Below are 18,230 nucleotides of genomic sequence, written 5' to 3'. Positions count from 1 at the left end.
TATGAAAATGATGGTATCCGGCCCGCACAATCTAGCGCCTTTCTTCTTGCGCTGCCATGCTGCGTGTCAGTGATATGCAGTATGCACGCACAAAAACGAAAACAAAAACGGAAAGAATGCCAAGCTATATTCGATTTTTTCGATGATATAAAATGGGCACACCAACACCTTAGCTACGGGAGGAAAACATGGGATTTGAATTCAGGATCACGGCCAGCCTGACGGCAGGCCAGCGCCAGCACATCGAACAGCTGCTGGCGGCGCTGCCGCTGGCCTCCGGCGGCCTGCCCGACACGGACGCCCGGCTGACGGACGCCGGCCTGTATGTGTGCCAGTACCTGCGCCCGGAGCCATGGCACGGCCTGGCCAGCCTGCGCGCCTTCCTCGAGGCTCAGGGCGTGGCGCACACTGTCGCCGAGATCGACGACTAGCCAGCTACAGGGTGCCTTCCAGCATCACGCGCCAGGTGCGGTAAGTACCCGCATCGACCGTGCGCAGCATGCTGCCCGCCCCATCGGCATACAGGCTGCGCGCGCGGTCGGCCTGGCGCAGCAGGTTGGCGCCCGACAGGCGCAGGCGCAGCTGGCCGCCGAACTTCCACAGCGCGTACAGATCCAGTTCGCGCTTGGCGCCCTGCCAGGCCAGCAGCTGGCCAGATTCGCGCGACAGCGCGCCCGCCTGGTAATGCAGATTGCCGCCCAAGGCCAGGGGCCGGCTGGCCAGCTGGTAGTCCGCACCCAGGTTGGCGCTCCACGGCAACTGGCCATCGAGGCGGTTGTCGGGGCAGGGCACGGCATCGACCGCCGACCAGTTGCGCGCCAGATTCGCCCGCAGATCCAGCGCGGGCGCGCCCGCGAACAGCGCCGTCAATGGCAGCTTCGCTTCCAGCTCGATGCCGCGCACCTGCGCCCTGCCGTGGTTGACGGGCGTGGCCACCCAGCGCCCGTCTTCCTGGTACAGCCGGTCCAGCATGACGTCGCGGATGCGCCGCCAGGTGGCGCTGGCACTGAGCATGGCCCCGTCCCCAAGATAGTACTCATAGGCCGCATCCAGGCCCCACGCCAGCTCCGGGCGCAGCGCCGGGTTGCCCCGGTTATCCGGATTCGTGGGGCTGTTGCCGTTGTCGATCGTGTACGGTCGCGGGATCAGCTGGAAAATCTGCGGCGCCTTGTAGGTGCGCGTGACGGCCAGGCGCACCTGGTCCTTGCCGGCGAGCTTCCACAGGCTTTGCAGCACGGGACTCCACACCTGCGCGCGCACGTCGACCGGTTCGCCGGCGTCCGTGCCGCTGGCCGTGCGCCAGACTTCCCAGCGCAGGCCCAGGTTCAGCGACCAGCGCGCGGAGACATCCCACTCATCCTGCGCGAACAGGGCCAGGCGCCGCACCGTGGCCGCATAGTCCGCGTCCATGAGGACGGGCGGCCCGCCCGGCTCCAGCTGGCGTTCGCGGCGAAATTCCGTGCGCCGCCGGTGCCCCGCATCCCAGCCCGCCGCCAGCGCATGTCCCTCGCCCAGGGTACGGCGATACGTGCCGCTGGCCTGCACGCCCGCATCGTCCACGCCCGCATCGACGCGGCGCACGTTGGCCGGCCCGGGCGCGGCGCGGCTGCCCTGGAACAGATAATCGCTGGCGCGGTGGTTGACATCGACGCCCAGTTTCACATCGAGGCTGGCGCCGTGCTCCAGCTTGCGCAGCCAGTGCAGATCGCTGCGCACGGTGGCGCTGTCCTGGTCGAAAGCGGCGTCGTTGTCCGGAAAGTCGGTGGCGCCACCCAGATAAGCCTTTTCCACCACATGGCGGCGGCTGGCCAGGCGGCGGACATTGAGCAGGCTTTGCCAGGCCAGGCTGCCTTCCCCCGCCAGCGCCCATTGCAGGCGGGGCGCCAGCTCGATGCCGTCGCTTGTCACGCGCTCGGCGAGCGGCGCATGGCGCAGCAGCACGGGCGTGCCGCCACCATCGAAGGCGCGGTTCCACTCATCGAACAGGCCCCGGCGCCCCGTATGACTGAGCGTGCCGGCCAGCGCGTATGCCAGGCGTCCGTCCTTGTCCGACCATTGCACGGTGGCGCTGCCGGCCGGCATGCCATGGCTGCCGGACGCCCCCAGCTTGAACGTGCGCTCGCGCCGCCCGCCGGACTTTTTCAGCACGATATTGATGGAACCGGCAATCGCCTGGGCGGAAAACTGCGCCGTGGCGGCGCGCATGATTTCCACGCGCTCGACCAGTTCCGGGTCCAGGGAATCGAGCGAAAAACCGGCCGGCACGGGCACGCCATCGAGCATGACGAGGGTATACCCCTGGCCCAGCCCGCGCAGCTGGAGCTGCCCGCCCGTTGCGCCGCCTGGCGCGCCGATGGTCATGCCGGGCAGGCGCTTCAAGGCATCGGACAGGCTGCGGTCGCCCTGGCGTATCAATTCATCGTGGCCGACGACGATGGCGGCGACGGTATCGTTGCGGCGCTGCTCCGTCTTGCCCGCATTGACCGTCACGGCAGGGAGAATAGCGTCGGCGCGGACGTGGGCCGTCAACGGCAGCGCGAGGCTGCACAAGAGAATACTCAATCGCATGGAAGTTCCTGAAAGGGTGAGTGACTGCCGGGCCAGGCGCGCCGCGCCCTCCCGGCCTGCCGCCACATGACTGGCGTCAGCGGCCGAATTGCTCCTTGCGCATGCGCAGGGCGCGCGCGCTGGCGTTGGCATCGAGGCCGTGCAGCCACTGCTGCGGATCCTGCACGCGGCCATCCTGCCTGACCTGGAAGTGTAGATGCGGCCCCGTGGACCGGCCCGTCGCGCCCGCCGTGCCGATGGGCTGCCCCGCCTTGACGATGGCGCCGTCGGCCGGTGCAACGCTGTCGAGATGCGCGTACAGGGACTCCAGCCCGCCGCCGTGGTTGATGCGCACCAGCTTGCCCAGCCACTCATCCTGCGTCACTGTGGCAATGCCATCGGCCACGGCAAGCACGGGCGTACCCCGCCTGGCGGCCAGGTCCAGCCCGCGCAAGCCCCTCGGCGTGACGGGGCGCGCGACGCCAAAGAAACCCGTGACGCGCATGCTGGCCAGCGGATTGCGCCAGGGCGTGGCCTGTGCCGGTACTGCGGCTGCAGCCAGGGCGCTGCTGGCAGTTGGCTCGGCGGCCGTCCAGGCCAGTGCCGGCTGCAGGACCACACTGGCCGCGCCCAGGGCGCACAGCGCCAGGCCGATTGCCAGACTGGCAGCCCAGTGCACTCCGGCGGCGCTGCTGTCGCGCATGCGAACGATGCGTTCCTGCATGCTGCTGGCCTGGCCGCCAAATGCCAGGCCGGCGAGAAAACATGTCTGCAGGCCCAGCTGGCGCACCAGCGCGGCCGCATATTGCTGGCGCTGCCGCTGGGGACGGCCAGCCAGTACGTGGCGGTCGCAGGCAAGTTCCTGGGCCCAGCCCAGTTGCGCGCCCAGCTGGCGCGCTGCCGGGTTGAACCACAGCAGCAGCCGCACCGCGCCGGCCAGCAGTTGCAGCGCGGGGTCGGCGTGGCGCGCATGCGTCAATTCATGTTCGATCACCAGGTGCTGCTGCTCCAGCGTAAATAGGCGCAGATGCGCGGGCAGCAGCAGGCGGGGACGCCATGCCCCCACCAGCATGGCCGACACGGGCGCATCGATTTCCAGCACAGCAATGCGCTGTGCCCGCAACTGGCGCATTTGCTCTGGCGAAAAGGCTGCATGCGTGGCCAGCGGCTGCGCCGCCTTGAGCAGGGACCGCACGCTGGCGCGGCCACGCCAGCGGCGCCGCGCCATCACGGCCAGGCCCAGTGCATACACGCCCAGCCAGGCAATCGCCAGCATGCTTAGCCAAGTAGTGGCGGATGGTGCCGGTGCCAGCGCGGCAGCCGCCAGCGCCGGCACCACCTCGGCTTCGGCCTCGTCGCGCGGCAAGGCTGCCGCAGAGGCGGCGGCGGGCAGGCTGATCTCCGGCACCACGCTAATCTGCCGGCCATGCGGCAAGAGTGGCAGCAGGAAGACGGCAAGCAGCACCAGCAAGGCTCCCAGCCACACGCTGCGCTGCGCCCCCAGCGCGGGCCAGCGGCGCAGCGCCAGGTACAGCAAGCCTCGCAGCAGCCAGCCGCCCAGCAGGCAGGCGAGCGTTGCCTGCAGCAAAGTCAGGGCAAACAAGGTCATGGCTTACTCCTTGCCGTCGAGCGGCCAGTCCTGCAGCAGCTGTTCCAGCGCCGCCAGTTCCTGCTGGTCCACCAGTTTGCTGCCCGTAAACATACTGACCGGCAAGGGACTGTCGATTTCCATCACGCGGCGGCCAAAGTCGTGGGCGAAGGCGGCCAGGGTGGACACCTTGTCCACATTGGCTTCATATACCAGCACGCCATGCACGCTGCGCTGCAGCAGCATGCCCTTGTCCAGCATGCGCTCCAGGGTCTTGCGCGTGGAGGAAAACGACCAGCCCAGCTCGTCTTCCACGCGGGCATGCAATTCACGGGCGGACAGCGGCTGTTCTTTCCACAAGGCTTTCAGCAACGACAGTTCGGTGACGGCGGGCGTACTCATGGCAATTCCTTTTAGTGACTATTGACACAATTATGCGACAACAGTCACACACACGCAAGCCCTGTTTGCGACAAATGTCGCACGCCCGCACGCACACCGCGCTAAAACTCTTCCCACTCATCCTCGCCCGTACGCTGTTTCCCGGCAGGAATGTGCGGCGCATGGCGCGCCACCGCCTTCACCGGCAGCCGGGCGGGAGCGGGCGCCGCCTTGACGGACGCGGGACGGCGCGCGGCGGGCGGCTGCGCCGGCGCCGGCATGGCCACCGCTTGCGCCGTCTTGAACACGGCCACGGCGTCGGCCAGGCGCGCCGCCTGTTCCTGCATGGCTTCCGCCGCGGCGGCAGCCTCCTCCACCAGCGACGCGTTCTGCTGAGTCACCTGGTCCATTTCACTGATGGCCTGGTTGACTTGCTCGATGCCGGCCCGCTGCTCGTCGCTGGCGGCCGAGATGTGCCCGACGATGCTGCTGACCTTGTGCACGCTGTCGACGATCTCGTGCATCGTGTGGCCCGCCTCGTCGACCAGGCGCGCGCCGCTTTCCACCTGCGCCACGGAATCGTTGATGAGGGCCTTGATTTCCCGCGCGGCACCGGCCGAGCGTTGCGCCAGATTGCGCACTTCCGTCGCCACGACGGCAAAGCCGCGTCCCTGCTCGCCCGCCCGGGCCGCCTCCACGGCCGCGTTGAGAGCCAGGATATTCGTCTGGAAGGCGATGCCGTCGATGACGCCGATGATATCGACGATCTTGCGCGAGGAAGCATTGATCGACCCCATGGTGTCGACCACTTGCGCCACCACGGCGCCGCCCTTGCCCGCGACGCTCGACGCGGTTGCCGCCAGGCCATTGGCCTGGTGGGCATTGTGCGCATTCTGCTGTACCGTGCCCGTCAGTTCTTCCATCGACGAGGCCGTCTCTTCCAGCGAACTGGCCTGCTGTTCCGTGCGCGCCGACAAGTCCAGGTTGCCCGAGGCGATCTGGCGCGACGCCGTGGCGATGGTCTGCGTGCCGCTGCGCACTTCGCTGACGATGCGCAGCAGGCTGGCCGTCATGTCCTGCAAGGCCTGCATCAGCTCGCCCGTTTCATCGCGCGAACGCACCTCCACGCGCACCGTCAAGTCGCCCTGCGCCACTTGCCTGGCCACGTCGATGGCCGAGCGCAGGGGCCGGCTGATATTTCTTGCCAGCCACATCGCCACCAGGCCCGCCAATACCAGTGTCGCCAGGCCGCCGCCCAGCAAGACCCAGCGCGTCTGCGTCTGCAAGGCGGCCACGGCCTGCGAACGCTGCGCCAGCAAGGCCGTTTCCGCCTGCTCGACGTCTTTCAGCAGCGCGCGCATGGCGTCCATGCCCTGCTTGCCGCGCCCCTGCTTTTCCAGCGCCAGCACGGGTTCGATGGGCGCCGTGCCCTGCGCCACGGCGCGCCGCATGGCGATCACGGGGTCCAGCGCGCCCGCTTGCCAGGCTTGCGCGGCAGTTTCGAGTTTCGCCAGGCGTTCCAGCTGGGCAGGATTGTCGCTCGTCAGCGCGCGCGCCTTGTCCAGGTGGTTGCGCAGGGCCGCCTTGCCGCCCGCGTACGGCTCCAGCGAGGCATCGAGTCCCGTGATGACATAGCCGCGCTGCCCCGTTTCCATATTGATCAGACTTTCCAGGATGGCATCATTTTGCATGAGCACCTGATACGTATGGGTATTGATGGCATTGGCCTCGGCCAGTTTCGAAAAATTCAGGGTGGCGACTGTGACCAGAACGGCCAGCAGCAGGACGATGATGCCAAAACCACCGTACAGGCGGCTGGCGATGCGAAGGTCGGCGATGCGCATGGTATTCCTCCAGGAACAAGAACCCCGGCAGCGCGGCGATCCCCCGCGCAAGGGGTGCAGGCGGAAATTCTACCCAAAATTGCCAGGGAGTAGCGCGCCTTTGCCGCATTTTTCTTTACTTGTGGCATTGCAAACTTGAAACAAAGCAGGCGCTTTTTTGCCAGGCTGTTATACTTCGCGTGTGCGGCACATATGACCAGTCCCCTTGCCGCTGTCTTTCGACCCCTAATCTGATTGCCTGCGACTGGCGCCCCACGATGGCGACAGGCCGATCTCACAATAAAGTTACCATGTCCTTTTCCTCCCTCGGATTGTCCGACGCTATCGTACGTGCCGTTACCGAACACGGCTACACCGTGCCGACCCCGATCCAGTCGCAGGCGATTCCCGCCGTGCTCGCTGGTGGCGACTTGCTGGCCGGCGCACAAACCGGTACCGGCAAGACGGCCGGCTTTACCCTGCCCGTGCTGCACCGCCTGTCCACCGACGCGAACGGCGCAGCCATCACCAGCAACACCTCGACGCGCCCGATCCGCGCCCTGATCCTGGCACCGACGCGCGAACTCGCCGCGCAGGTCGAGGAAAGCGTGCGCGCCTACAGCAAGTACACCAAGCTGAACTCGGCCGTGATCTTCGGCGGCGTCGGCATCAACCCGCAAATCAAGCAGCTGAAACATGGCGTCGACATCCTCGTCGCCACGCCGGGCCGCTTGCTGGACCACATGGGCCAGGGCACCGTTGACCTGTCGAAAGTGGAAATCCTGATTCTCGACGAAGCCGACCGCATGCTGGACATGGGCTTCATCCGCGACATCAAGAAAGTGCTGGCCGTGCTGCCGCCGAAACGCCAGAACCTGCTGTTCTCGGCCACGTTCTCGGAAGAGATCAAGGCCCTGGCCGACGGCTTGCTGAACAAGCCGGCCATGATCGAAGTGGCGCGCCGCAATTCGACCGTGGAAGTGATCAAGCAAAAGATCCATCCCGTCGACCGCGACAAGAAGCACCCGATGCTGTCTTACCTGATCAAGTCGAACAACTGGACGCAAGTGCTGGTGTTTACGCGCACCAAGCATGGCGCGAACAAGCTGGTCGAACAGCTGGGCGCGGACGGCATCGGCGCCCTGGCCATCCACGGCAACAAGAGCCAGTCGGCGCGCACGCGCGCGCTGTCCGAGTTCAAGGATGGCACCCTGCAAGTGCTGGTCGCCACCGACATCGCCGCGCGCGGCATCGATATCGACCAGTTGCCGCACGTCGTCAACTATGACTTGCCGAACATTCCGGAAGACTATGTGCACCGTATCGGCCGCACGGGCCGTGCCGGCGCCAAGGGCGAAGCCGTGTCGCTGGTCTGCGTGGACGAGCACGAAATGTTGAAAGACATCGAAAAGCTCATCAAGCAAACGCTGCCGCGTGAAGTGATCGCTGGCTTTGAACCGGACCCGACGGCACGTGCCCAACCTGTGCAATTGCGCAGCGGCACCGGTGGCCACCGCAACAACAGCCGCGCGCCAGCCGGCGCCGTGGTGCGCGTGAAAACCGGTGGCGGCGGTGCCAAGCCACGCAGCGCCGGTCCATCGGGCGGCGGCGGTGGCGGCGGCAACCGTTCGGGCAATGCGCCGCGTTCGGCGGCCAACCACCGTTCCGGCGGCCGCGGCCGCTAATACACGGTTGCAAACCTACTGCGCGGGGCGCTATCGATTCTCCGTTGTGCGCCGTACTTCAGTACGGCTGTGCTACTCGAACCGATATCACTCCCGCTCGCGACGGTTTTCAACCATGTATTGAACGTTGATCGCAAAGCTAAAAACCGTTCCAGGACTTGTTTCTGGAACGGTTTTTTCATGCCCGCCACCATTTGCCGATTTGGGCTAGGATAGGGTCATCATCCCCTTCGCGCCCAGACCATGCCGAACTTCGCCGCCAATCTCAGCCTGCTGTTTACCGAGCTGCCCTTCCTCGAGCGCTTTGCCGCCGCGCGCAAGGCGGGCTTCGATGCGGTGGAATTCCTGTTTCCCTATGCCGTCGAGGCGCGGCAGATCGCCGCGCAGCTGGACCAGCATCAATTGCAGCTGGCCCTGTTCAACCTGCCGCCGGGCGACTGGGAACGGGGGGAAAGGGGCATCGCCTGCGATCCGCGACGGGGCGAGGAATTTCGCAACGGCGTGCAGCTGGCCATCCACTATGCGCTGGCGCTGGGGGCCACGCAACTGCACTGCATGTCCGGCATCGTGCCAGCCGGCATGAGCCTGGAGCGGGCGCGGCAAAGCCTGATCGGCAACCTGCAATTTGCGGCCGACGCCTGCCGTCCGCATGGCATCAACGTGCTGATCGAACCGATCAACCATTACGACATGCCTGGCTACTTCCTCAACCATAGCCAGCAGGCGGCCGACATCATCGCCGACTGCCAGCGCGGCAATGTCTTCCTGCAGTACGACATTTATCACATGCAACGCATGGAAGGTGAGCTGAGCAACACCATCCGCGCCCTGCTGCCCCTGATCCGGCACATCCAGGTCGCCGACACGCCGGGCCGCCACGAACCGGGCACGGGCGAGATCAATTACCGCCACCTGTTCAAGCTGCTGGACCAGGTCGGCTACACGGGCTGGGTCGGCTGCGAATACCGCCCCAGCGGCGACACGGTCGCCGGACTGGGCTGGCGCGGGAACTTGACGACAGGCTGATCGCACGGCGCTTGCGCCCGCACAAGACAGCCCCGGCAGGCTGGAATCACAATACCTTTCCGTACAGTATTTCAACGTATCGCGAGGTGCCGTGTCTTCCTTCTGTGCCCGTTATGGCGCCATCGTCTGCCTGCTGCTGTGCGGCTGCGCCAGTCCGGGCACGGAGCTGGCGCAGGTGCGCGCCCTGGCGGCCGGCGGCGACGCCTTGAGCGCCTTTGGCGAGCTGTCGCAGCGCCACGTCGACAGCTACCAGCGCGTGCGCCCTTACCTGTCTCCCGCGCAAGATGCACGCGAACGCCTGCTCGACATCCAGCGCCGCGCCGCGCAGGCGGACGTGGAACGGCTGGCACAGGCCGTGCGGCTGTACCTGCAGGCGCTGGCGCGCCTGGCCAATGCCGATGCGTATGACATTGCCCCCGAGCTGGGCAGCGCCGGCGCCGCCCTGCGCGCCTGGCCCGGCAGCGGCATCGACGATCGCCATGTCAGCGCGTATTCCCTGTTGCTGCAGCAACTATCGCGCCTCGGCGGCGCGGCCGGCCAGCAGGCGCGCCTGGCACAAGTGCTGCATGAGGGCGACGCCCCCCTGCAAGCGCTGCTGGCCGCGCTCGACCACTTGCTGATGCTGTACGACAAGAGCGGCGACAACGAACGCGACGTGGTGCTGGGACTGCTGGAAATGGATATCGCCTATGCCGACACGCCGCCGCAGCGCTTGCTGCGGGTGCTGGCGAAAAGCCTGCAGCACAGCAAAAGCGAAGAGTACCGCCTGGCCGGCTTGCGCCACACCCTGGCACGGCGGCAACTGGCGGCGCTGGGGCGCGAACATGCGCGCCTGGCCGCCGCCCTCACCACCACGGAGGCACGATGGACGGATCACCTGGCAGCGAACGCCGCGAAGCAGCCCTGAGCAGTGCCATGCGCGTGGAGCAACTGGCCGACAGCCTGTCGCAGGCAGCCGTCACCTTGCATGGCGCCGTCATGCGCGCCATCCGCCGGCGCGCCAGCCAGGGAGAGCTCGGCATCAGCCACAGCCAGGCGCAAGCCGTGTTCGCGCTGGAAGTCGCCCTGCGCCAGCAAGCCAACCAGCTGTATGCCGATGCTGCCGGGCATACCGTCGCCGGCCTGGACACGGCACAGCGCCAGCTCAGCGGCCTGCTCGACACGGTACGCCTGAGCATTGCCCGCAACGATGACGTACGGCACTGGATCAGCCTGGCCACGAGTTTATTGCACATGGGCAGCGCCGTCCTTGCCGGCAATCCCGAACGCATCCTCAGCACCGTGGGCAAGGTGCGTGAGCGCCTGCAAGAGATGGCGCCAGACTGATTGAATTCGGCCACCCAGCGTCTATACTGGGACGTCCCCGCATGGCAATCAGGCCGGCGGGGCGACCAGAGGAGACCAACATGCGTATCGAACCGTATTTGCAATTCGATGGAAACTGCGCGCAAGCGCTGGAATACTACCGCCAGCACCTGCAGGGCGAAGACCTGTGCCTGATGCCGTTTCGCGGCTCGCCCGGCCAGGAGCAAGTCAAGGAAGACTGGTACGACAAGATCATGCACGGCTCCGTGCAGCTGGGTCCCACCATGCTGATGGGCTCGGACGGCGGCTGCCCCGGCGATGCCGCCAAGGGCATGAGCGGCTGCTCGGTTTGCCTGACCCTGGACACGCCGGAAGAAGCGGAGCGGGCCTTCGACGCCCTGGCGCGCGATGGCAACGTCCAGATGCCGCTGCAGGAAACCTTCTGGGCCAAGCGCTTCGGCATGCTGAAAGACCAGTTCGGCGTGGCGTGGATGATCAACTGCCTGAAACAGCCAGCATAGAATGCCCCTTGCCTGCCTGCGCCGCCTCAAACGCGGCGCGGGTAGTAGCGCAAGCAGACGTGGCGATCTTGGACTACCATACTAGGAGAGACTCCTACCGGATGACTGCCATGAATGGATTGCCGCAAGATCAGCTGCTGCGCCTGCAAGGCGTGCTGGAGCAGCGCAAGCAGGCGCTGCTGGAACAAATCGATGGCGAGATGGCCGAAGCAGGCGCGCGCGCCTCGCTGCTCAATGAGATCGAAGCATCGCCGGCCGACAATGCCAGCGTGCGCACCTTGAACGCCCTCGTCAGCGAAGCGGCCGAGCACAATCTGGCGCAACTGGCCATCGTCAAGCAGGCGCTGGCCAGGATGGCCGACGGCAGCTACGGGCTGTGCGACAATTGCGGCGAGTCCATCGGCCTGTCGCGCCTGAATGCGCGCCCCGAAGCGCGCCTGTGCATCGATTGCCAGACCCGCCTGGAAAAGGCCCGGCGCGGCGTGCCGTAACGCCCAGGCCGTGTCCCGAAGTCACCACAAGGGGCAGGGCATCGCTGCCCTGCCCCTCGCTTGCTGCCCTTGTCTGCTGCTTTTGCTTGCTGCTTTTGCTTGCTGCTTTTGTTTGCTGCTTTTGTTTGCTGCTTTTGCTTGCAGCCTTTGCCACCTCTCCTACGTTGGCGCACTGCCATACCACGCTGCTGCCATCCGCCGCCCGCCAGCATCGTGCGTGCCGGCTGGGCAGGCGCGTCTCCTCCACTGCCATTGCCCTGTTTCAAGCTTTCCAGCCTCGACGGCAAGCCTGATCAACTCATGTGCTGGCCGCCATTGATGGCGATGTTCGCGCCCGTGACAAAGGCCGCCTCGTCCGACGCCAGATAGGCCACCAGCGCCGCCACTTCTTCCGGCTCGCCCAGGCGGCCCAGGGGAATCTGCGGCAGGATCTTGCCTGCCATGATGTCGGCCGGCACGTCCATCACCATCTGCGTGCGCAAATAGCCGGGCGAGACCGTGTTGACGGTAATGCCATGGCGCGCCACTTCCAGCGCCAGCGCCTTGCTGAAACCATGCACGCCCGCTTTCGCGGCCGCATAATTGCACTGGCCAAACGCGCCCTTCTGGCCATTCACGGACGAGATATTGATGATGCGGCCCCATTTTTTTTCCAGCATGGGTTCCAGCACCTGCTTGCTCATGTTGAACAGGCTGTCGAGGTTGGTGCGCATGACCTCGGACCAGTGCGGCAACTCCATCTTGCGCATGCTCTGGTCGCGCGTGATGCCGGCATTATTCACCAGCACGTCGACGCTGCCAAACTGCCCCAGCACGCGCCCCACGGCCTCGCGGCAGGCGGCGAAATCCGTCACGTCGATGGCCAGCGGATGAAAGTAATACCCTTGCGCATGCTGCTCATCGAGCCAATTTTCCACGCGCGCATTAGCCGGCGTATGCGCCGCCACGACCGTCAAGCCGGCCGCATGCAGGCGGCGGCACAGGGCCGTGCCCAGTCCGCCCATGCCGCCCGTGACGAGGGCCACTTTTTTTCCAGCCGTGCTTGATGCACTTGATTCAGCCATGCTTGTCTCTCCCCGCTTGTTATGGTTGTTCTGCGTGGAATCAAGTGTAGGTGGCACTTTTGAAGGAGGCATTGCGCCAGATCAAAAGCTGAGCCTGTAAATTGCAGCGTCCGCCTGCGCCGTGTCCATGCATGGTGAGTGCATAAAACTACACTCATCCATGAGGTGACGGCACCTCGGCAGGCAAGCCGTGCAAACTTTGCCTGATGGCAGGAATCACAGGAGAACGCGATGGAAATCCAGGACGACACAGAAGCATTGAGGGATTTGTTCAACGATATCAATCCCGGCATGAGCGACGTGGAATCGGTGCATCAGGCCGAACTCGATCCACAGCACGCGCTGGCCCTGATGGCCAATCCGAAGGCGGCCCTGAAGGCCATGGGCATTCCCGTCAGCGATGCTTCGCAAGTGCAGGTGACCATGAAGAACCGCGCCGACCGCGCCATGCTGACCGTGGCGCAAAAGGCGGCGCAGTTGCGGCGCATCATCGTCATCGTGATTCATTACCGCAATTGCGACGCGGATATCATCATCATCGCCATGAGCTGATGCCCAGGGCGCCGTCCTCAGGCGTGCGCGGCCGGCGTCCGTGACTGTGCCAGAATGGGGCTTACTCCACAGCGAGAGGCCAGGCCATGACGTATAAAACCGTGTTGCTCCATATTGACGACAGCGCCAGCCGCGGCGCCCGCATCGACGCCGCCGCCAGCATCGCGCAAGCGTGCGGCGGCCACCTGACGGGCGTGGCGCTGACGGGCGTGTCGCGCCTGCTGTACCAGAACCAGCCCGACCTCGATGCGGACCCGAACCTGGCGCTGCACCTGAATTTCCTGCGTGAACGGGCCGCGCGCGCCCTCGATGGTTTCGAGCAGCAAGTGCGCGCGGCGGGCGTGGCGTCGTTCGAGCAGCGCGTGGTCGATGACGAGGCGGCTGGCGGCATGAGCTTGCTGGCCCGCTATGCGGACCTGGTGGTCATCAGCCAATACAATGCCAAGGATAAATCACCATCCGTGATGCGCGATTTCCCAGCGTATGTACTGCTGCATTCGGGGCGGCCCGTGCTGATCGTGCCATATGCGCCGCCACTGCCCCTGCTGGCGCCGCCGGCGGCTGCGCGCAACGTGCTCATTTCCTGGAATGCCAGCAAGGAAGCGAGCCGCGCCGTCAGTGCCGCCCTGCCTTTGCTGCAGCGCGCCGAACAGGTGCACGTGGCCATCTTCGATGCCCAGGTGCATGCGGCCGAGCATGGCGAACGGCCGGGTGCGGAACTGCTGCAATACCTGGGGCGCCACGGCGTCAATGCGCGCGTGCATTTGCTCGATGGCGGTGGCGTGCGGCGCGGCGATATCGGCGAGGCGCTGCTGTCGCAGGCGGCCGACCTGTCGGCCGATCTGCTGGTGATGGGGGCCTACGGACATTCGCGCCTGCGCGAAACCATCCTGGGCGGCGTCACGCGCACGATATTGCAGAGCATGACGATTCCCGTGCTGATGGCGCACTAGCGCCAGCGCCCACCCGGCCGGGAGCGGACGGCTAGCCTCCCTGCCACGGCTGGCTGCGGATCTTCGCCACCTGGCGCTGCGCCAGCCATTGCCACAGCTGCAGCGCATCGTCCTGCGGCAGGGCCGACATGCGGCGCGGGCTGGCCAGCGCGATTTCGCAATCGCGGTCCGACCATTCCTCGAAAGTGACTTCGCCTCCGCTAGCGACTTCGACCTGGTACATCAAGCCATCGTCGTAACCAAAACGCAACAAGACGGCGGCCGGGCTGCCATCCGGCGCGACGGCGGTGCCCCGGTAGACCTCGGCCAGCGCCTCGGCCAGCTGCGATGGCGAAGGCGCGCAGATGTCGCGCCCATCGGCCCGAGTCAGAATGAACCATGCCTGTGTCATGACGCGCCCTCCTATCCATACTCGTTAGCATGCGAGGCATTATTACGGGCAGTCACCTTGGTCCTGTCTGGCTCGGGGCGCTAGGAACTATCCCTGTCGGCATTGATTACCAATACTAACAAGAATAATACCTAAATTTCGTGCAGCGCGGCATTTATGGCTTCGTGCGTGGCGCCAGCGCCAGATCAGGCCACCAGCACGGGGATGCTGAGCGGGTCGAAGTCGTGCCAGTCGCCATTGGCGATGGTGCCTTCCGCCTCCTCGATATGCTCGGCGCCCAGCCGGTGCAGCGCCTCGAGCGCCCGCTCGCGCTCGTCGAGCCCGCTCAAGGCCACGGCGATCAGCATGCCCGGATGGCGGGGCTGGCGGCGGTTTTCGCCATTTTCCTCCGGCTCGCCCGCCCCCTTCATCTTATTGAAACTGTAGAGCGAACCTACGTGGGCACCCACCAGCGCGCCGACGACCGGACCCAGCGGCCCTGTCGCCAGTGTCGTGGCCGCGCCGATGCCGGCGCCCACGGCAGCACCCACGGCCGCGCCTTCCGCCACGCCCTCGGGCGTTTCCTTGGCGCCCGGCGACATGTCGCGGTCGCCACCGAGCGCGTGCAGGTCATGCTGCCCAGGCTGGTTGACAAAAAAAGCGCTGATGCGGCTGTCGGAAAATCCCGCCTGGTTCAGCGCGGCGCGCGCGGCGTCGATTTGTTCCTGCAACTGAAAATGACCTGCAATGATGCGTGACATGATCTGCCCTCCTGGTCGGCTGCTGGCGCACCGCGCGCCACTGACAGGCAGCGTGCGCCTGCGCGCCGCGGCGCACCGTTCGCTTACGCACACAGCCCAAAAATCCTCAGGCCGGCACGCCAAACGGGCTGCGGATATCGGACAGGAATTGCTGCGCGCGCGCGTGTTGCGGCCGCGTGAAAAAGTCGTCGGGCGTGGCCCGCTCCAGCACCCGGCCTTGGTCCATGAACCAGACCTTGTCGGCCACTTCGCGCGCAAAACCCATCTCGTGCGTGACGCACACCATCGTCATGCCGCCCTGCGCCAGGTCGCGCATCACTTGCAGCACTTCGCCCACCATTTCCGGGTCCAGCGCGCTGGTCGGCTCGTCGAACAGCATCAGCGGCGGCTGCATGGCCAGCGCGCGGGCAATCGCCACGCGCTGCTGCTGGCCGCCCGACAAGGCCACCGGCATGGCGCGCGCCTTGTGCGCCAGGCCCACCCGCTCCAGCAGGCCCAGCGCCCGCTCTTCCGCTGCGCGCCGGCCGAGGCCACGCAGACGCTGCGGCGCCAGCGTGCAATTGTCCAGCACGGACAAATGGGGGAACAGGTTGAATTGCTGGAAGACAAAACCGATATGCGAGCGGAAGGCGTTCACGTCGCGTCCCGGCGCGTGAATGTCCTGGCCCGCCACCGTGATGCGGCCCGAGGCGATCGGCTCCAGGCGGTTGATGGTGCGGATCAGGGTCGACTTGCCGGAGCCGGACGGGCCGCACACCACCAGCACCTCGCCCCTGGCCACGTGGCCGTCGATGCCGTTCAAGGCGTGATAGCCGCCATAGTATTTGTGGACGTTGTCAAAGTTGATCATGCTGCCGCTTTCAAGATACGCACCTGGCGCCGCTCGAGCCAGAAGGCGGCGCGCGACAGGCTGAAACATAAAACAAAGTAGCTCATGCCCAGCAGGAAATACACTTGCACGGGTTTCGTCAGCACCAGGCCGTTGACTTGCGAGGCGATGAACGACACTTCGGCCAGGCCGATGATGGTGCCCAGCGACGTTTCCTTGATGGTCGAGACGAACTGGTTCACCAGCGAAGGCAGCATGTGGCGCAGCGCCTGGGGCAGCACCACGGCGCGCATGCTCTGCAGGTAGCTCAAGCCCAGCGAACGGGCCGCTTCCACCTGGCCACGCGGCACGGCTTGCACGCCCGCGCGCACGATCTCGGCCAGGTAAATGCCGTCGAAGAGGACCAGGGCCGCCAGCATGGTGCCGAACTGCCCGCTTTCATGTCCCGTCACGCTGGGCAGGAAGAAATAGGCCCAGAAGATAACGAGCAGCAAGGGGATGCCCCGCACCACGTGGATCAGCGCCGTGACGGGCCAGCGCAGCGCGCGCCACGGACTGAGGCGGGCCAGGCCCAGCAGCAATCCCAAGGGCAAGCTCAGCACCAGGGCCAGGCTGGCCAGCAGCACCGTCAGCGCCAGGCCGCCCAACGGCCCCTGCGGATAGCGTCCCACCAGAAAGTAGAGCCAGTAATCGTGCAGCAGTTCCAGCATCAGGCCACCTTTTTTTGCAGCAGAGCCGCCAGGCCGGACAGGGCCAGCGAGACGGCCAGGTAGGCCGCGCTGGCCAACACGAAGGCCTCCACGCTGCGGAACGAGGCCGCTTCCACGCGCTGCGTCTGGTACATCAGCTCGGCCACGCCGATGACGGTGGCAATGCTGGTGTTTTGCCACAGGTTCAGGGTTTGCGACAACAGCGGCGGCGCGGCCAGGCGCAGCGCCTGCGGCAAGATGCACAGGCGCATGGTGGCCAGAAAACTCAAGCCCAGCGCGCGGCCCGCTTCAAATTGCTGGGCAGGAATGGCGCGGATGCCGCTGCGGATATCCTCGGCCATGTAGGCGGCCGTATACAAGGTCAGCGCCGTGATGGCGCTGGCAGCCTCGATATTGCCAGCGTACAAGCGCTCCTTCCACGCCTCGGGCAGCAGCTCGGGCGCGCCGAAATACCAGAACAGCAGATGCGCCAGCAGCGGCACGTTACGGATCAGCTCGACATACGCGGCGCCCAGCCCGTTCAGCAGCCGCGACGGCGCCAGGCGCAGCATGGCCACGCCGCACGCCAGCGGCAAGGACAAGAGCAAGGTGATGCCCATCAGTTGCAGGGATAGCAGCAGGCCGGACAGCAGCCAGTCGCGGTAGTCGCCGGACAGCAGAAAGTTCAGGTCAAACATGGGGAAGCGTCAGGCCAGGCTCAGGCGTTGATCTTGTCCGACTCGATTTTAAATGTGCGCTTCTGGAATTTGACGTTGCTCGTGGGGCCATACCATTTGAAGAACAGCTGCTCCGCCTCGCCCGACTTTTCCAGGCTGCGCAGCACGTTGTCGACGGCCGTCTTGAAGCCCGTCTCGCCCTTGCGGATGCCGAAGGCAAAGACTTCCTGGCTGATGTTTTGCGGCAGCACCACGTAGTTTTTTTGCGCGGCGCCCAGCTTGGCGTAATTGTTCAGCAGGGACACTTCATCGTCGACATAGCCGACGCCTTTGCCTTGCTGCAAACCCAGGTAGGCCTGGCCCGCCGTCTCGAACGTCACCACGTCCACGCCGGGCACGGCCTTGCGGATATTCGGTTCCTGCGTGCCGCCCTTGACGGTGAGCACTTTCTTGCCGGCCAGTCCCGCGACGCTGGTGATATTGCTGCTCTTTTTCACCAGCACGCGCTGGCCCGTGTAAAACGTCGACAGCGAAAAATCGACCAGCGCTTCGCGCTCCTTGTTGTGCGTCAAGGATGCCGTGAGGATGTCCACCCTGCCCTGCTGCAGTTCGGGAATGCGGGCAGCCACGGCCAGTTGCCTGATCACCGGCTTCACGCCCAGGCTCCTGGCGATGGCGCGGCACAGGTCCACTTCATAGCCGACCAGCTCGCGCGACTTGGCATCGATGAAGCTGTTCGGCTCGTCCGTGCCCAGGGTGCCGCAGACCAGTTCGCCCTTCGCCTTGATGCTGGCCAGCTGGTCGGCTTGCGCCACCTGCGCAAAGGCAAGCGTCGTGAAAAGAAGGGCGGCGAAGTGAAGACGGGTCTGCATGGGATTCCTCTGGTGGCTAATGAATGGCGCCATTAGACCGCAGCGCCCTTATTTCCAAAAAGGAATCTTTTCACCCTTGTTTATGCGTAAATCATC

Annotated in this window: 20 protein-coding genes; 9 read left to right on the top strand and 11 right to left on the bottom strand. The window is 65.6% G+C overall.

From position 1 onward, the window contains the following. Window positions 1-188 precede the first annotated feature (188 nt). A complete protein-coding gene (locus ACZ92H_RS22280) occupies window positions 189-431 on the top strand; it encodes a hypothetical protein (RefSeq protein WP_465051054.1) in 243 nt (80 codons plus the stop codon). 4 nt (window positions 432-435) lie between these two features. On the opposite strand, the gene ACZ92H_RS22275 is transcribed toward ACZ92H_RS22280, so the two are convergent. The 4 genes from ACZ92H_RS22275 to ACZ92H_RS22260 form a co-directional block, all read right to left on the bottom strand. After that, on the bottom strand, window positions 436-2,568 hold the full coding sequence (locus tag ACZ92H_RS22275; RefSeq protein ID WP_465051053.1) for a TonB-dependent receptor plug domain-containing protein: 2,133 nt from the start codon (window positions 2,566-2,568) through the stop codon (window positions 436-438). 76 nt (window positions 2,569-2,644) lie between these two features. Further along, complete coding sequence (locus ACZ92H_RS22270; protein ID WP_465051052.1) at window positions 2,645-4,156, bottom strand: M56 family metallopeptidase; 1,512 nt, start codon at window positions 4,154-4,156, stop codon at window positions 2,645-2,647. Between the two features lie 3 nt (window positions 4,157-4,159). Beyond that, on the bottom strand, window positions 4,160-4,537 hold the full coding sequence (locus ACZ92H_RS22265) for a BlaI/MecI/CopY family transcriptional regulator (protein WP_131377738.1): 378 nt from the start codon (window positions 4,535-4,537) through the stop codon (window positions 4,160-4,162). A 101-nt stretch (window positions 4,538-4,638) separates the two neighbouring features. Beyond that, window positions 4,639-6,360: a methyl-accepting chemotaxis protein gene (locus tag ACZ92H_RS22260; RefSeq protein ID WP_465051051.1), complete on the bottom strand. Its 1,722-nt coding sequence runs from the start codon at window positions 6,358-6,360 to the stop codon at window positions 4,639-4,641. Window positions 6,361-6,650: 290 nt separating this feature from the next. Here ACZ92H_RS22260 and ACZ92H_RS22255 point away from each other — a divergent pair, with 290 nt between their 5' ends. The 6 genes from ACZ92H_RS22255 (at window position 6,651) to ACZ92H_RS22230 (ending at window position 11,367) form a co-directional block, all read left to right on the top strand. After that, window positions 6,651-8,024 (top strand): DEAD/DEAH box helicase, encoded by a 1,374-nt coding sequence (locus ACZ92H_RS22255; protein WP_131377742.1) that lies wholly within the window; start codon window positions 6,651-6,653, stop codon window positions 8,022-8,024. 243 nt (window positions 8,025-8,267) lie between these two features. Further along, the gene (gene otnI, locus ACZ92H_RS22250; protein ID WP_465051050.1) at window positions 8,268-9,050 is read left to right on the top strand and encodes a 2-oxo-tetronate isomerase; all 783 of its coding nucleotides are present in this window, start codon (window positions 8,268-8,270) and stop codon (window positions 9,048-9,050) included. 91 nt (window positions 9,051-9,141) lie between these two features. Then, complete coding sequence (locus tag ACZ92H_RS22245; RefSeq protein ID WP_465051049.1) at window positions 9,142-9,957, top strand: hypothetical protein; 816 nt, start codon at window positions 9,142-9,144, stop codon at window positions 9,955-9,957. Next, on the top strand, window positions 9,915-10,376 hold the full coding sequence (locus ACZ92H_RS22240) for a hypothetical protein (RefSeq protein WP_131377748.1): 462 nt from the start codon (window positions 9,915-9,917) through the stop codon (window positions 10,374-10,376). The genes ACZ92H_RS22245 and ACZ92H_RS22240 overlap by 43 nt, the downstream gene beginning before the upstream one ends. An 80-nt stretch (window positions 10,377-10,456) precedes the next feature. Then, entirely contained in the window at window positions 10,457-10,876 is a 420-nt protein-coding gene (locus ACZ92H_RS22235) for a VOC family protein (RefSeq protein WP_465051048.1), read from the top strand. Window positions 10,877-10,986: 110 nt separating this feature from the next. Further along, the gene (locus tag ACZ92H_RS22230; RefSeq protein ID WP_131377752.1) at window positions 10,987-11,367 is read left to right on the top strand and encodes a TraR/DksA family transcriptional regulator; all 381 of its coding nucleotides are present in this window, start codon (window positions 10,987-10,989) and stop codon (window positions 11,365-11,367) included. Between the two features lie 293 nt (window positions 11,368-11,660). Here the strand turns inward: ACZ92H_RS22230 and phbB are convergent, their stop codons facing one another. Further along, window positions 11,661-12,431 (bottom strand): acetoacetyl-CoA reductase, encoded by a 771-nt coding sequence (phbB, locus tag ACZ92H_RS22225; protein WP_465051047.1) that lies wholly within the window; start codon window positions 12,429-12,431, stop codon window positions 11,661-11,663. Between the two features lie 231 nt (window positions 12,432-12,662). Between phbB and ACZ92H_RS22220 the strand changes: the two genes are divergently transcribed. Continuing rightward, complete coding sequence (locus ACZ92H_RS22220; protein WP_131377756.1) at window positions 12,663-12,983, top strand: hypothetical protein; 321 nt, start codon at window positions 12,663-12,665, stop codon at window positions 12,981-12,983. Between the two features lie 86 nt (window positions 12,984-13,069). Next, entirely contained in the window at window positions 13,070-13,936 is an 867-nt protein-coding gene (locus tag ACZ92H_RS22215; RefSeq protein ID WP_131377758.1) for a universal stress protein, read from the top strand. Window positions 13,937-13,967: 31 nt separating this feature from the next. On the opposite strand, the gene ACZ92H_RS22210 is transcribed toward ACZ92H_RS22215, so the two are convergent. The 6 genes from ACZ92H_RS22210 to ACZ92H_RS22185 form a co-directional block, all read right to left on the bottom strand. Further along, on the bottom strand, window positions 13,968-14,327 hold the full coding sequence (locus ACZ92H_RS22210) for a hypothetical protein (RefSeq protein WP_131377760.1): 360 nt from the start codon (window positions 14,325-14,327) through the stop codon (window positions 13,968-13,970). Between the two features lie 185 nt (window positions 14,328-14,512). Beyond that, window positions 14,513-15,067, bottom strand: a complete 555-nt coding sequence (locus ACZ92H_RS22205; RefSeq protein WP_131377762.1) for a glycine zipper domain-containing protein — start codon at window positions 15,065-15,067, stop codon at window positions 14,513-14,515. A gap of 106 nt (window positions 15,068-15,173) precedes the next feature. Continuing rightward, window positions 15,174-15,917 (bottom strand): amino acid ABC transporter ATP-binding protein, encoded by a 744-nt coding sequence (locus tag ACZ92H_RS22200; RefSeq protein WP_465051046.1) that lies wholly within the window; start codon window positions 15,915-15,917, stop codon window positions 15,174-15,176. Next, a complete protein-coding gene (locus ACZ92H_RS22195; RefSeq protein WP_465051045.1) occupies window positions 15,914-16,606 on the bottom strand; it encodes an amino acid ABC transporter permease in 693 nt (230 codons plus the stop codon). The genes ACZ92H_RS22200 and ACZ92H_RS22195 overlap by 4 nt, the downstream gene beginning before the upstream one ends. Next, on the bottom strand, window positions 16,606-17,283 hold the full coding sequence (locus ACZ92H_RS22190; protein ID WP_465051044.1) for an amino acid ABC transporter permease: 678 nt from the start codon (window positions 17,281-17,283) through the stop codon (window positions 16,606-16,608). The genes ACZ92H_RS22195 and ACZ92H_RS22190 overlap by 1 nt, the downstream gene beginning before the upstream one ends. A 20-nt stretch (window positions 17,284-17,303) precedes the next feature. Next, complete coding sequence (locus ACZ92H_RS22185) at window positions 17,304-18,134, bottom strand: ABC transporter substrate-binding protein (RefSeq protein ID WP_465051043.1); 831 nt, start codon at window positions 18,132-18,134, stop codon at window positions 17,304-17,306. Window positions 18,135-18,230 lie beyond the last annotated feature (96 nt).

Source organism: Janthinobacterium foliorum (assembly GCF_978021625.1).
The sequence above is the reverse complement of the archived record's forward strand: the minus strand, read 5'-3'. Positions and strand labels throughout refer to the sequence as shown.

What these genes read in the sequence shown, in the direction of transcription:
- ACZ92H_RS22270 (WP_465051052.1), bottom strand. Translation starts at nt 4,156, where the DNA reads ATGACCTTGTTTGCCCTGACTTTGCTGCAGGCAACGCTCGCCTGCCTG.
- ACZ92H_RS22275 (WP_465051053.1), bottom strand. Translation starts at nt 2,568, where the DNA reads ATGCGATTGAGTATTCTCTTGTGCAGCCTCGCGCTGCCGTTGACGGCC.
- ACZ92H_RS22195 (WP_465051045.1), bottom strand. Translation starts at nt 16,606, where the DNA reads ATGCTGGAACTGCTGCACGATTACTGGCTCTACTTTCTGGTGGGACGC.
- otnI (WP_465051050.1), top strand. Translation starts at nt 8,268, where the DNA reads ATGCCGAACTTCGCCGCCAATCTCAGCCTGCTGTTTACCGAGCTGCCC.
- ACZ92H_RS22260 (WP_465051051.1), bottom strand. Translation starts at nt 6,360, where the DNA reads ATGCGCATCGCCGACCTTCGCATCGCCAGCCGCCTGTACGGTGGTTTT.
- ACZ92H_RS22240 (WP_131377748.1), top strand. Translation starts at nt 9,915, where the DNA reads ATGGACGGATCACCTGGCAGCGAACGCCGCGAAGCAGCCCTGAGCAGT.
- ACZ92H_RS22220 (WP_131377756.1), top strand. Translation starts at nt 12,663, where the DNA reads ATGGAAATCCAGGACGACACAGAAGCATTGAGGGATTTGTTCAACGAT.
- ACZ92H_RS22280 (WP_465051054.1), top strand. Translation starts at nt 189, where the DNA reads ATGGGATTTGAATTCAGGATCACGGCCAGCCTGACGGCAGGCCAGCGC.
- ACZ92H_RS22210 (WP_131377760.1), bottom strand. Translation starts at nt 14,327, where the DNA reads ATGACACAGGCATGGTTCATTCTGACTCGGGCCGATGGGCGCGACATC.
- ACZ92H_RS22235 (WP_465051048.1), top strand. Translation starts at nt 10,457, where the DNA reads ATGCGTATCGAACCGTATTTGCAATTCGATGGAAACTGCGCGCAAGCG.
- ACZ92H_RS22185 (WP_465051043.1), bottom strand. Translation starts at nt 18,134, where the DNA reads ATGCAGACCCGTCTTCACTTCGCCGCCCTTCTTTTCACGACGCTTGCC.
- ACZ92H_RS22265 (WP_131377738.1), bottom strand. Translation starts at nt 4,537, where the DNA reads ATGAGTACGCCCGCCGTCACCGAACTGTCGTTGCTGAAAGCCTTGTGG.
- ACZ92H_RS22255 (WP_131377742.1), top strand. Translation starts at nt 6,651, where the DNA reads ATGTCCTTTTCCTCCCTCGGATTGTCCGACGCTATCGTACGTGCCGTT.
- ACZ92H_RS22190 (WP_465051044.1), bottom strand. Translation starts at nt 17,283, where the DNA reads ATGTTTGACCTGAACTTTCTGCTGTCCGGCGACTACCGCGACTGGCTG.
- ACZ92H_RS22200 (WP_465051046.1), bottom strand. Translation starts at nt 15,917, where the DNA reads ATGATCAACTTTGACAACGTCCACAAATACTATGGCGGCTATCACGCC.
- ACZ92H_RS22230 (WP_131377752.1), top strand. Translation starts at nt 10,987, where the DNA reads ATGAATGGATTGCCGCAAGATCAGCTGCTGCGCCTGCAAGGCGTGCTG.
- ACZ92H_RS22215 (WP_131377758.1), top strand. Translation starts at nt 13,070, where the DNA reads ATGACGTATAAAACCGTGTTGCTCCATATTGACGACAGCGCCAGCCGC.
- phbB (WP_465051047.1), bottom strand. Translation starts at nt 12,431, where the DNA reads ATGGCTGAATCAAGTGCATCAAGCACGGCTGGAAAAAAAGTGGCCCTC.
- ACZ92H_RS22205 (WP_131377762.1), bottom strand. Translation starts at nt 15,067, where the DNA reads ATGTCACGCATCATTGCAGGTCATTTTCAGTTGCAGGAACAAATCGAC.